The 12,736-nt window shown below is 56.2% G+C and carries 10 protein-coding genes; 3 read left to right on the forward strand and 7 right to left on the reverse strand.

Going from position 1 to position 12,736, the window contains the following annotated elements:
• Positions 1–76: 76 nt before the first annotated feature.
• Complete coding sequence (gene hmpA, locus AC6I8T_RS15655; RefSeq protein WP_208723800.1) at positions 77–1,261, forward strand: NO-inducible flavohemoprotein; 1,185 nt, start codon at positions 77–79, stop codon at positions 1,259–1,261.
• A 61-nt stretch (positions 1,262–1,322) separates the two neighbouring features.
• On the opposite strand, the gene glnB is transcribed toward hmpA, so the two are convergent.
• The 4 genes from glnB to AC6I8T_RS15675 form a co-directional block, all read right to left on the reverse strand.
• The gene (gene glnB / locus AC6I8T_RS15660; protein WP_007886217.1) at positions 1,323–1,661 is read right to left on the reverse strand and encodes a nitrogen regulatory protein P-II; all 339 of its coding nucleotides are present in this window, start codon (positions 1,659–1,661) and stop codon (positions 1,323–1,325) included.
• Positions 1,662–1,739: 78 nt separating this feature from the next.
• Positions 1,740–3,071: a two-component system response regulator GlrR gene (gene glrR / locus AC6I8T_RS15665; RefSeq protein ID WP_021184370.1), complete on the reverse strand. Its 1,332-nt coding sequence runs from the start codon at positions 3,069–3,071 to the stop codon at positions 1,740–1,742.
• Positions 3,071–3,739: a two-component system QseEF-associated lipoprotein QseG gene (qseG, locus tag AC6I8T_RS15670; protein WP_208723799.1), complete on the reverse strand. Its 669-nt coding sequence runs from the start codon at positions 3,737–3,739 to the stop codon at positions 3,071–3,073. Before qseG ends, glrR begins: the two co-directional genes overlap by 1 nt.
• A 3-nt stretch (positions 3,740–3,742) precedes the next feature.
• On the reverse strand, positions 3,743–5,170 hold the full coding sequence (locus AC6I8T_RS15675; protein ID WP_497834104.1) for a sensor histidine kinase: 1,428 nt from the start codon (positions 5,168–5,170) through the stop codon (positions 3,743–3,745).
• Positions 5,171–5,303: 133 nt separating this feature from the next.
• On the opposite strand from AC6I8T_RS15675, the gene AC6I8T_RS15680 reads away from it, so the two are divergent.
• Positions 5,304–5,522, forward strand: a complete 219-nt coding sequence (locus tag AC6I8T_RS15680; protein WP_152521885.1) for a hypothetical protein — start codon at positions 5,304–5,306, stop codon at positions 5,520–5,522.
• Positions 5,523–5,749: 227 nt separating this feature from the next.
• On the opposite strand, the gene purL is transcribed toward AC6I8T_RS15680, so the two are convergent.
• On the reverse strand, positions 5,750–9,640 hold the full coding sequence (gene purL, locus AC6I8T_RS15685) for a phosphoribosylformylglycinamidine synthase (RefSeq protein ID WP_497834105.1): 3,891 nt from the start codon (positions 9,638–9,640) through the stop codon (positions 5,750–5,752).
• A 269-nt stretch (positions 9,641–9,909) separates the two neighbouring features.
• Between purL and mltF the strand changes: the two genes are divergently transcribed.
• A complete protein-coding gene (gene mltF, locus AC6I8T_RS15690; RefSeq protein ID WP_021184374.1) occupies positions 9,910–11,370 on the forward strand; it encodes a membrane-bound lytic murein transglycosylase MltF in 1,461 nt (486 codons plus the stop codon).
• Here mltF and tadA read toward each other — a convergent pair.
• Complete coding sequence (tadA, locus tag AC6I8T_RS15695) at positions 11,367–11,864, reverse strand: tRNA adenosine(34) deaminase TadA (protein WP_021184375.1); 498 nt, start codon at positions 11,862–11,864, stop codon at positions 11,367–11,369. The genes mltF and tadA overlap by 4 nt on opposite strands.
• Positions 11,865–11,916: 52 nt before the next feature.
• The gene (yfhb, locus tag AC6I8T_RS15700; protein ID WP_208723795.1) at positions 11,917–12,555 is read right to left on the reverse strand and encodes a phosphatidylglycerophosphatase C; all 639 of its coding nucleotides are present in this window, start codon (positions 12,553–12,555) and stop codon (positions 11,917–11,919) included.
• Between the last annotated feature and the right edge of the window lie 181 nt (positions 12,556–12,736).

A 12,736-nucleotide genomic window follows, 5' to 3' on the forward strand; every position in this document is an offset into this window, starting at 1 on the left:
GGGGATTTACAACCCCTGCGCCTGGATTATAAGATGCATTTAAAATGCATCTTATAAATTGCCATGAGGATTCACCATGCTCGACGCGCAAACCATCGCTACCGTTAAATCGACCCTGCCCGCCATTGCCCAATTAGGCCCCCAGCTCACCGGCCATTTCTATCAGCGAATGCTGACGCAGCACCCGGAACTCAAAGACGTGTTCAACATGAACAACCAGCGCAGCGGTAATCAGCGTGAAGCGCTGTTCAATGCCATCTGCGCTTACGGCGCCAATCTGGAGAACCTTGCGGTGTTGTTGCCCGCGGTCGAAAAAATCGCCCAGAAACATGTCAGCCTGAATATTCAGCCGGAGCAGTACGCTATCGTGGGTGAGAATCTGCTGGCGACCATTCAGGAACTGCTGAACCCCGGCGAGGAAGTCTTACAGGCCTGGGGTAAAGCCTATGGGGTATTGGCTGAGGTGTTTATCCAGCGTGAAGAAACCCTTTATCGCACGTCAGAGGCGAAAATCGGCGGCTGGCGTGGCGCGCGTGATTTCCGCATCCGCGCCATTCAGCAGCAAAGCAGCGTGATTAAAAGTTTCGAACTGGCCCCCGTCGATGGCGAGGCAGTGGCAGATTTCTTGCCTGGTCAGTATCTGGCGATCAGTCTGCGTCCGGACAGCACAGGAAATCTGCAACACCGCCAGTACTCCTTGACGCATCAACCAAATGGTCAGTGCTACCGCATTGCGGTGAAACGTGAAGATCTGGGCACGGTGTCCGGCTGGCTGCACGATCGGGCAAAAGTCGGTGATGTGGTGCAGTGCGCGGCACCGGCGGGTGATTTCTTCCTGCAAGTGACACCGACCACACCCGTCACGCTGATCTCGGCGGGTGTCGGTCAAACGCCAATGTTGGCAATGCTCGCCACGTTGGCTGCACAGACGCATCCGGCGGCAGTTAACTGGCTGCATGCGGCGGAAGATGGCAAACAACATGCGTTTGTTGAAGAAGTCAAAGCGTTGGGCAGCCGCCTGCCGCATTTTGCCAGCCATATCTGGTATCGCCAGCCCGCTGCCGAAGAGACGGGGCGTTACGATGCGGCGGGATTGATGGATTTAGGCTCCGCTTCTGCCGCTCTGGGCGAGGCAGACCGTCAGTTCTGGCTGTGTGGCCCGCTGGCGTTTATGCAGTTTGTCGCTCGCCAGTTGCTGGATGCCGGCATCGATGCGGATCGTATTCATTACGAGGTATTTGGCCCGCATAAGGTTTTGTAAATCCTGCAATAAAAAAGCCCGCAACGCGGAACGTTGCGGGCTTTTCAGCAATTCGAGGGGCTTAGATCGCCTCTTCATCCTCTTCGCCGGTACGGATACGCACCACACGCGCAACATCAAAGACAAAGATTTTACCGTCGCCGATCTTGCCGGTCTGCGCGGTTTTCATGATGGTTTCAACGCAGGTATCAACGATATCGTCGCCCACCACCATTTCGATTTTTACTTTCGGCAGAAAGTCGACCATATACTCAGCACCGCGATACAGCTCGGTGTGACCTTTCTGACGACCAAAACCTTTCACTTCGCTGACCGTCATCCCGGTGATGCCAACTTCGGCTAACGCCTCACGTACATCATCGAGTTTGAATGGTTTGATAATTGCATCGATCTTTTTCATGACAGATCCTTTTTTCACTCCCTCCGTGGCCGGACGGGTAACAGATAGTATAAGTGTTTCTGCCGCAGCCGCAGCAAGCTACTCTTTAAAATCGCTGGCGTCCAGTTCATGGCGCGACAGCAGCTTATAGAATTCAGTGCGGTTGCGTCCAGCCAGACGCGCCGCATTGGTCACATTTCCTTTGGTCATTTGTAGCAGCTTGCGCAGATAATTCAGCTCAAACTGGTTACGCGCTTCGACAAAGGTCGGCAGTGCCGTATTTTCACCCGCCAGCGCCTGCTCCACCAGCGCATCGCCAATCACCGGCGAGGTACTCAACGCCACGCATTGCTCGATCACGTTCACCAACTGACGCACATTGCCAGGCCAGCTGGCACCCACCAGGCGTTTCATGGCATCCACCGAGAAACTGCGCACAAAAGGTTTATGGCGATCGGCAGCCTGGCGCAGCAGATGATTCGCCAGCAGCGGAATATCCTCGGCACGTTCGTGCAACGCCGGGATCTTCAGATTCACCACGTTGAGGCGATAGTAAAGATCTTCGCGGAAACTCTTCTTTTCCATCGCTTTGGGCAGATCACGATGGGTGGCGGAAATGATCCGCACATTGATACTGACATCATTGTTGCTACCGAGCGGGCGCACTTTACGTTCCTGCAACACGCGCAGCAGCTTAACCTGCAATGCCTGCGGCATATCACCAATTTCATCAAGGAACAGCGTACCGCCTTCCGCCGCCTGAAATAAGCCTTCACGCGCGCTCACCGCCCCGGTAAATGCGCCTTTGGCGTGGCCAAATAGCTCCGATTCCAGCAATTGTTCCGGCAATGCCCCGCAGTTGATGGCGATAAAGGGTTTGCTGGCACGCGGGCTGGCGGCATGAATCGCCTGCGCCAGCACCTCTTTACCCGTACCGCTCTGGCCGTTGATCAAAATGCTGACGTCAGATTGCGCCACCATATGTGCCTGCTCCAACAGTCGCAACATCAACGGGTTACGTGTCACGATCGCTTCCCGCCAACTGTCATCGCTGGCCGGGGCGCGTTGTGCCAGCGCCTCATCAATGGCTTTATACAGCGCGTCACGATCCACCGGTTTGGTGAGGAAACTGAATACCCCCTGCTGGGTGGCTGAGACGGCTTCCGGGATCGATCCATGCGCGGTCAGGATGATGACGGGCAACCCCGCATGACGCTTCTGAATTTCGCCAAACAGCGCCAGACCATCCATCTCATCCATCCGCAGATCGCTAATAACCAGATCGACCTTCTCTTTTTGCAGATGGCGTAACGCCTCCGGGCCGGAGGCCGCAGTCGCTACCTGATAGCCTTCACTGCTCAAACGCATTCCCAACAGCTTGAGTAAACCAGGATCGTCATCCACCAGCAATAATCGTGCGGCCTGTTTCATTAGGGCTGCTCCTCATTGGTACTGCTGCTGTGTGCACTGTCGCTGCTGTCGGGTGTCTTACGCGAGGACAACTGGCGCTCGATATCAGTCAGACGCTCCAGCTTGTGTTGCGTGTCATCCAGCGATTTACGCAGCGTGCGTTGCTGCTGACGCAGGCTATCCAGTTCAGCGTCGCTGCTCTGTTGCAGACGCGTATAGCGGCCTCGCGCCTCGCTCAGTTCAAGCTGCGCGGCCTGATTGCTGCGCCACAATTGAATCAGTGGACGAACGGCAGCAGGAAACGCGGTGCTATAGCTATCCAGCGTCTCCACATAATCACGGCGCTCCTGAGGCGTCACGTTGCCATTCGCCAGCAATACGCCCTGCTTAAAGGCGCGTGACCAACTTTGCACCGGCCAGCGGCGCGCCTCCGCTCGGGCTTCCGCCGGGGAGAGTCGCTCAGCACAATCAATCGCCCGTTGCCAATACAAAGGGTTATTCATCGCGGCAAGATAATCGATTTGCCAGATGTTGCCACAATCGGTTGCCAGATAGTCCGGCAGCCGCACCTGCGGCTCCGGCAGCGTTGCATCTTCACGCAGGGCGCTGTTGTTGGTCGGTGCATGGCAGCCCGCCAGGCCAAAGACCATCAAGCCAGCTGCGAGTAAGTTACTGAGGGATAATTTCATTGATCAGGCATTCCCGGCGGTGGTAGTCAAAATAATACGAAAACAGACATCCGCATCCTTGCGCGTCACCAATTGCAAATCACCCTGCATCCTGCGCAGGCAATCTTTAGCAATGCTTAAGCCCAGCCCGCTGCCTTTAACCGGCCCTTTGCGCTGCTGGCTGCCCTGATAAAAAGGCTCGAAAATCATCGCCTGCTCCTCAGCCGGAATGGGTGTGCCGGTGTTTGCCACCTCAATCCACACCACATCGCCCTTCTGTTGGCTGTGCAGCCAGATGTTACCGGATTCGCTACCGTAGTTCACGGCGTTCGAATACAGGTTATCGATCACCCGTTGCAACAGGGTGGTTTCCGCCAGGCAATGGTTCACCTGCAAATCAACGTGGGTATTCATCTGCCGGGCATGGGCGGGCAATGAATGTGCCTTCACCACGGTATCGATGATGCTATCCAGCGCCACCGTTTCCAGCGCCATTGGGCCATCCGCCAGTTTGCGGTTGTAGTCCAGCAATTGCTCAATCAGGCGTTGCAGATGACGACTGCTGGTATCGAGGATCGCCACCACTTCCTGCTGCTCACTGTTCAATGGACCGGCCACCTGATCGGCCAGCAGCTCCGTACCCTCACGCAGGCTGGCAAGCGGTGTTTTCAGCTCATGTGACAGGTGGCGTAGAAACTCATGCCGCTGCGTCTCCAGCCAGCTAAGGCGTTCGCTTAACCATACGATCCGTTGGCCGAGGGAGCGGATTTCTCGCGGGCCACCAAAGCTGACACTGTCGCCCAGCGCTTTCCCTTCGCCCAGCCGGTTGATCATACGTTCGACGCGCTTGACCGGACCAATAATCATACCGGTAAACAGCAGCACCAATGCCAGACTGATCAGAAACAATATCAGTGCCTGCCAGCCAAAAAACTGACCGCGATCGGCAATTTCTCGCTGCAATTGCAGACCACGGGAAAAGACCACTTCGCGTGTGGCCTGGACCATCTGCGCATTAGTATCGGAGAAACGTTCCAACGCCGCCGCAGCGGGGGCTGCCGGATTGCCATTAGTGCATTGCAGCGTTTCCAGCTGTGGCAGTGTCGCGGATAAGACCCTGAACGCGGGTAACTCCGGCAGGCTGGCCGCGTGGCTACTCAGCATCTGGTCGTAGCGCACCCGCTGCGACTGGTACAAATGGGCCAGGGTCTCGTCACCCAGCACACAATATTGCCGATAGCTGCGTTCGAGTTCGATGGCCGTACGTGCCATCGCTTCGCTTCGGCGCACATCGGTAAAGGTGTTGCGATTGGTATCCGCCGCCTGATTACTCAGCGCCGAAAGGCTTTCCCATGCCTGCCAGGCCAGCACCAACAAGGGCAGCAGCACCAGCAGGAACGCCATCAACACCAGTTGACGCAACGATCGGGGAAACAGACGCCATCTCTTCACAACAGATTTCCTTAAAATTTAACTGAGGAATGCTAGCGGAGTCTGACAGCGGAAGAAAGTACAGATAAGAAAACGGCAGGCGCGATGCCTGCCGTTAAGCGCGACGCCGAATGCCTCGCGCAGGAATAAGGTGGTGCCTAACTCAACGTTACGTCCGATGCTTGATAACGTTGCAAAGCAAGCGATTATCGGTTGGGTGGACGGCAGGCACCGTTTGGTGCGTCATTCAGTTTTTATGAGCTCAACCGCAATGCGGGGCAATCATAAGCAGGAGAATGAGCAACGCAAAGATTATAGCAAGTATCGTGCCAAAAATAAAATAGTGTTTATTATCAGACAAATGCCCGAGTGAATGTTCGACTGGCGGGAAATTTTTACCGTCCGGTCCGGTAAAGTGTCGCTAATTAGCAACGGGTTTCAGGGGCAAAAATTACCACTAATAATATCAATGAGTTAAATGTCACCTTTTGACGACATGATAACCGTAGCGGTGTCGCCATTTTCCGACATTCAATAAAAAAGGGCGCCCTGATGGACGCCCCTGATGCGCGATAAATTGCGCTGCTACAAGCGGTGCGGTTAACCCAACTGCTTACGTGCGTTGCGGAAAATACGCATCCACGGGCTGTCCTCGCCCCACTCTGCCGGGTGCCAGGAATTGCTCACGGTACGGAATACGCGCTCCGGATGCGGCATCATAATGGTGACGCGACCGCTTTCGTTGGTCACGGCGGTGATACCGTTCGGCGAGCCATTCGGGTTGGCCGGATAGGTTTCCGTCACCTTACCGAAGTTGTCGACGAAGCGCAGCGCCACCAGACCTTTGCTTTCCAGCGCGGCCAGATGGGCACCATCACGCACTTCAACAAAACCTTCACCGTGCGACACGGCGATCGGCATACGCGAACCGGCCATACCATCCAGCAGCAGCGACGGGCTGGCAGCAACTTCCACCAGGCTGAAGCGCGCTTCAAAACGTTCTGACTGGTTACGTACAAAGCGTGGCCACAGTTCGCTGCCCGGCACCAGCTCGCGCAGGTTGGACATCATCTGGCAACCGTTACACACGCCCAGCGCCAGCGTCTGTGGACGATGGAAGAAGTTTTCAAACTCATCGCGCACGCGGCTGTTGAACAGAATCGATTTCGCCCAGCCTTCACCGGCACCCAGTACGTCACCGTAGGAGAAGCCGCCACAAGCCACCAGCGCGTGAAACTCTTCCAGACCGCGACGGCCCGCCAGCAGATCGCTCATATGGACGTCAACGGCGGTGAAACCAGCACGATGGAACGCGGCTGCCATTTCAACGTGCGAGTTCACACCCTGCTCACGCAGCACGGCGACGCGTGGGCGTGCACCGGTGGCGATCATCGGTGCTGCCACATCTTCTTCTGGTTTGAAGGTCAGATGGACGTTCAGGCCCGGATCGTTGTCGTTTTTCTTCGCGTCGTGTTCCTGATCGGCACAGGCGGGGTTATCACGCAGGCGTTGCATCTGCCAGGTAGTTTCTGCCCACCAGGTACGCAGCGTGGTACGGCTTTCGCTGTACACCGCGTGCTCACCAGAACGGATAACAAAGCGATCGCCCGGCAGCGCCTGACCAATCACATGTACGTTGGTCGCCAGACCGTGGTCAGCGAAGGTCTTCAGCACTGCATCGCGATCGGCTGCATTGATCTGAACCACCGCACCCAACTCTTCGGTAAACAGCGCGGCCAGAGCATCGCTGCCCAGTGCGGCGATATCCGCCTCAACACCGCAGTGGCCGGTAAACGCCATCTCAGCCAGCGTCACCAGCAGACCGCCGTCGGAACGGTCATGGTAGGCCAGCAGTTTCTGCTGTGCCACCAGCGCCTGAATGGCGTTGAAGAAGCCAGCCAGTTGCTGTGCATCGCGCACGTCGGCCGGTTTGTCGCCCAGTTGACGATAAACCTGTGACAGCGCCGTCGCGCCCAGGGTGTTGGCACCGTTGCCGAGGTCCACCAGTAACAGCAGGTTGTCTTTGTCCGCCTGTAGCTGCGGGGTGACGGTACGACGCACGTCTTCAACGCGGGCAAACGCGGTGATCACCAGCGACAGCGGTGAAGTCATTTCGCGTTGTTCATTGCCTTGCTGCCAGCGGGTTTTCATCGACATGGAGTCTTTACCCACCGGGATGGTGATACCCAGCGCCGGGCAAAGTTCTTCACCCACCGCTTTCACCGCTTCATACAGACCGGCATCTTCACCCGGATGACCAGCAGCCGACATCCAGTTCGCAGAGAGCTTAACGCGCTTCAGCGAACCGATTGCCGTGGCCGCCAGGTTAGTCAGCGCTTCACCCACCGCCAGACGGCCCGAAGCTGCGAAGTCGAGCAACGCCACTGGCGCGCGTTCGCCCAGGGCGAAAGCTTCACCGTAGTAACTGTCGAGGCTGGCCGTCGTCACTGCACAGTTAGCAACCGGGATCTGCCACGGACCAACCATCTGGTCACGCGCCACCATACCGGTCACGGTACGGTCGCCAATGGTGACAAGGAAGGTTTTCTCGGCCACGGTCGGCAGGTGCAGCACGCGGTTTACCGCATCGGCAATCGTGATGCCGTCACGCTGCAACGCTTCGCCTTGTGCCTGCTGACGGACTACGTCACGCGTCATCTTCGGCGTTTTACCCAGCAGCACGTCGAGCGGCATGTCGATCGGTTTGTTATCGAAATGGCTGTCGGCGAGGCTCAGATGCTGTTCTTCAGTGGCTTCACCAATCACCGCGTAAGGTGCGCGCTCGCGTTTGCACAGTTCATCAAACAGCGGCAATTTGTCCGGCGCAACCGCCAGCACATAACGTTCCTGCGATTCGTTACACCACACTTCCAGCGGGCTCATGCCTGGCTCATCGCTCAGCACATCACGCAGATTGAAGCGTCCACCACGGCCACCGTCGCTCACCAGCTCTGGCATGGCGTTAGACAGACCGCCCGCGCCAACGTCGTGGATAAACAGAATCGGGTTAGCTTCACCCAACTGCCAGCAGCGGTCGATCACTTCCTGGCAGCGACGTTCCATTTCCGGGTTGTCACGCTGAACGGAAGCGAAGTCGAGGTCGGCATCAGACTGGCCAGAAGCCATCGACGATGCCGCACCACCACCCAGACCGATGTTCATCGCCGGGCCACCCAATACAATCAGCTTGGCACCAACAACGATCTCGCCTTTCTGGACATGGTCGGCACGGATATTACCAATACCGCCCGCCAGCATGATGGGCTTGTGGTAGCCACGCAGCTCTTCACCGTTGTGGCTGTTAACGCGTTCTTCATACGTACGGAAGTAGCCGTTCAGAGCCGGACGACCGAATTCGTTGTTAAATGCTGCGCCACCCAACGGGCCTTCGGTCATGATATCCAGCGCGGTGACGATACGGTCTGGTTTACCGAAATCTTCTTCCCACGGCTGTTCAAAGCCCGGAATACGCAGGTTGGAAACGGAGAAGCCCACCAGGCCCGCTTTTGGCTTCGCGCCACGACCGGTTGCACCTTCGTCACGGATTTCGCCACCGGAACCGGTCGCGGCACCCGGCCACGGCGAAATCGCCGTCGGGTGGTTATGGGTTTCTACTTTCATCAGGATATGGGCTTCTTCCTGATGGAAGTTGTATTCACCTTTTTCAGCATCGGCGTAGTAGCGGCCGACTTCAGAACCTTCCATCACCGCTGCGTTGTCTTTATAAGCAGACAGCACATGATCCGGGGTTTGTTCGAAGGTGTTTTTGATCATTTTAAACAGCGACTTCGGCTGTTTTTCACCGTCGATAATCCAGTCGGCGTTGAAAATTTTGTGACGGCAATGCTCTGAGTTCGCCTGCGCGAACATATAGAGTTCAATGTCGTTCGGGTTGCGGCCCAGTTTAGTGAAGGCATCCAGCAGATAGTCGATTTCGTCATCGGCCAGTGCCAGCCCCAGCGTCGTGTTGGCCTGCTCCAGCGCCTGACGACCACCACCCAGCACATCCACGCTTTTCAGCGGTTGCGGTTCATGGTGCACAAACAGCTGCTGCGCATCGTTGAGATCGCCATACACCGTCTCCATCATGCGGTCATGCAGCAGGCTGGCGAGGGTTTGCCACTGTGCTTCGGTCAGTTCAGGTGCCTGTACGTAGAACGCCATACCGCGCTCCAGACGGAGCACCTGCGGCAGATCGCAGTTGTGAGCGATATCGGTCGCTTTGGAAGACCAGGGTGAAATGGTGCCTGGACGCGGCGTCACCAGCAACAGACGCCCTTGTGGCGCATGCTCGGCGAGAGACGGACCGTATTTCAGCAGACGTTGCAGGCGGGCTTTTTCATCCGCACTCAGCGGCGCGCTGACATCGGCAAAATGGACGTACTCGGCGTAAATATCACTCACCGGCAGATGAGCGTCCTGAAAGCGGGTCAGCAGTTTGTTTACACGAAATGCCGACAGGGCGGGCGAACCACGCAGAATTTCCATCATTAAAGATCTCTCGTCTTCGAAGCGCCGGGCGACGCTTCATTGGGCGCAACAGGGAAAACGGGGCGTATTATAGAGAAACGGCACCGGTTACGAAACCGTTTGCGCAGAATTTATGAGTCTTAGTATTTGCCTGAAAATTGCGCAAATCTTGCTATATAAGTTGCTCCGACTCACTTTGTTGCGCAAAATGCCCTTCGCTCTGGGAGTTCAAAGAAGATCAATACTGCCTATTAAAGACAGAGGCCTTAGAGCCAGCGAGAGACAACTATTTGAAACGCCTGAAATTAAACTATCTGTTCATCGGTCTGATCACCGTGCTGCTTGCGCTGGCACTGTGGCCTTCGATCCCCTGGTACGGGGGTGGTAAAGACGCGATATCGCAGATCAAATCACGGGGAGTGCTGCGCATCAGTACCGTTAACTCCCCGCTGACATACTACACCGTCAATAATGCACCAGCCGGTATGGACTACGAGCTGGCGAAACGCTTCGCCGATTATCTGGGCGTCAAACTTGAGGTAACGGTACGTCCGAACCTCGGTGACCTGTTTGACGATCTCGATGATGGTAAAGCGGATTTGCTGGCGGCGGGCCTGATCTACAACAACGATCGCATCGCCCGTTATCAGACCGGACCGAGTTATTATTCGGTATCGCAACAGCTGGTGTACCGCATTGATAAGCCGCGACCTAAAAATCTCGGTGACCTGAAAGGCCGGCTGGTTGTGCAGTCCGGATCGGCGTACCTGTCAACTTTGCGTTCCGCTAAAGCTGACCATTATCCCGATCTCGATTGGTCAATTGCTGCCGATCAGGGGCAAAAAGCGCTGCTGGAAGCCGTGGCGGATGGCAAGCTGGATTACACCGTGGGGGATTCTGTCACGATCGGCCTGCTGCAACGCATCCATCCCCAGCTGGCGGTCGCCTTTGATATCACCGACGAAGAACCGGTCACCTGGTATCTGCCACGCGATGAGCAGGATGACAGCCTGAACGCGGCGATGCTCGACTTCTATAGCCAGATGGGTGAAGAAGGCACGATGGCGCGACTGGAAGAGAAGTACCTCGGTCACGTCGGCACCTTTGATTATGTCGATACCCGCACCTTCCTGCGTGCCATCGACAACACGTTGCCGGATATTAAGCCGTTATTTGAAAAGTATGCTTCCAGCATCGACTGGCGCTTACTGGCAGCTATCTCTTATCAGGAGTCGCACTGGAATCCGCAGGCAACCTCGCCTACCGGCGTACGCGGTATGATGATGCTGACGCGCAATACCGCCGATAGCCTCGACGTTGCCGATCGGCTTGACCCCGAGCAAAGCATTCGTGGCGGCAGCGAATATCTGCAACGAATGATTGAAAAGGTCCCCACGACCATCCCGGACGATGAACGTATCTGGTTTGCGCTGGCTGCCTATAACATGGGTTACGCTCATATGCTGGATGCACGTAAGCTGACCGCCAAACAAGGCGGCAACCCGGACAGTTGGGCTGACGTGAAGTTGCGTTTACCGATGCTGAGCCAGAAACGTTACTACGCCCAGACCACCTACGGCTATGCGCGCGGCCATGAGGCGTACAATTACGTCGAGAATATCCGTAAGTATCAGATAAGCCTTGAGGGTTACTTACAGGAACAGGAGAAGCGGCTGGCACAACAATCCGCTATGGAAGCAGAACTGGGGGCCGGTTACCCGGCAGTCGAACCCAAAATTGCGATGAATTAACCGGCGTCGCGCTGCGCCTGGCGCAGTGCTTTCTTTTGCTCGCGGCGCATGCGGAAAAAGTCACTCAGCATCGCTGCGCACTCCTCCGCCAACACACCAGAATCGATCTGAATCTGGTGGTTCATCCCGGGATGACCAATCACATCCAGCAGTGAACCCGCAGCACCGGTTTTTTCATCTTTTGCGCCATAGACCAGCCGGGTAATCCGGCTGTGTACCATCGCCCCGGCACACATTACGCAGGGTTCAAGCGTGACGTATAAGGTAGTATCCAGCAGGCGATAGTTTTCCAGCACTTTGCCGCCCTGACGTAGCGCCATGATTTCCGCATGTGCCGTAGGATCATGCTGACCAATAGGTCGGTTCCAGCCTTCACCAATCACCGTATCGCCCTGCACCAGAACCGCGCCAACCGGCACTTCACCCTGCTCCCACGCCAGCCGTGCGAGACGCAACGCGTGACGCATCCAGTATTCATCTGTCTGTGGGTTCACCGGGCAGCTCCTGCGGGTTGTAAAGGCGGCGCATTATAACGGAAACGATGGGTTATTCCAGTTGTTGCAGGTTACCCTGCGGGGTGACACGCCAGCGGTGCTGACAAAAGAACAACAGCGGGTTGTCCTGTTTGCTGTCGCTGTAGCCACTGTATAACTGGAGAGGTGTACCGATTTTCTCCTCCAGCTGCGCCACTTTTTCATGCCCCAGACAACGCATCGCCAGCACCCGTCCACCACGGCCTGGTTTCATCTGACTGGCAATCAGCTGCACACGCGGCAGAAATGACGAATCGAAATAGACCTGCTCCACCAGCGATTGGGGGGAGCCGGTGATTAACCAGACATCCGCATCATCGCTACTGAGATAATCAGTCAGGCGTTGCTGTACCACCGGAAATGCGGTGACGCGCTGACGAAACCAATCGGCAAACTCGGCTTCGCGCTGCAACAGACGCTTTTCACTGTGGCCAAAGGTGATCGCCCATAATAACAAGCTCATCGGCCAACGTGCGGCACGGCCTTTCCACAGCAATCCTGCGCCGATCACCGGCAACAATGGCAGCACCAGCAAAAGATTCAGCGGCTGATGTCTCAGCAGATAACGCATAAACGTACCGAACATATCCTGCTGATGTAGCGTGCCGTCGAGATCAAAAAACACCACGCGTCGTTGCGTACCCTTTGTCAACCTACTCTCCTGGTATTCTGCCGCATGTGCCTTACAGTGTAGCCAGCATCCGCGGTCGGGGGTGAAAAGTGTCATTTTTAATTCCAATGACTACAATGCCAGCTGAATAGTTTATTCTCTTGGTCGGTAGTCTGTCATGCGACATTCCTGGTCGCCGGGATCAGACTAAAAACGCCTTACG

The sequence above is a fragment of the Pantoea sp. X-Soil-OKNW-556 genome (assembly GCF_059730695.1).

What these genes read in the sequence shown, in the direction of transcription:
- qseG (WP_208723799.1), bottom strand. Translation starts at nt 3,739, where the DNA reads ATGAAATTATCCCTCAGTAACTTACTCGCAGCTGGCTTGATGGTCTTT.
- glrR (WP_021184370.1), bottom strand. Translation starts at nt 3,071, where the DNA reads ATGAAACAGGCCGCACGATTATTGCTGGTGGATGACGATCCTGGTTTA.
- hmpA (WP_208723800.1), top strand. Translation starts at nt 77, where the DNA reads ATGCTCGACGCGCAAACCATCGCTACCGTTAAATCGACCCTGCCCGCC.
- glnB (WP_007886217.1), bottom strand. Translation starts at nt 1,661, where the DNA reads ATGAAAAAGATCGATGCAATTATCAAACCATTCAAACTCGATGATGTA.
- purL (WP_497834105.1), bottom strand. Translation starts at nt 9,640, where the DNA reads ATGATGGAAATTCTGCGTGGTTCGCCCGCCCTGTCGGCATTTCGTGTA.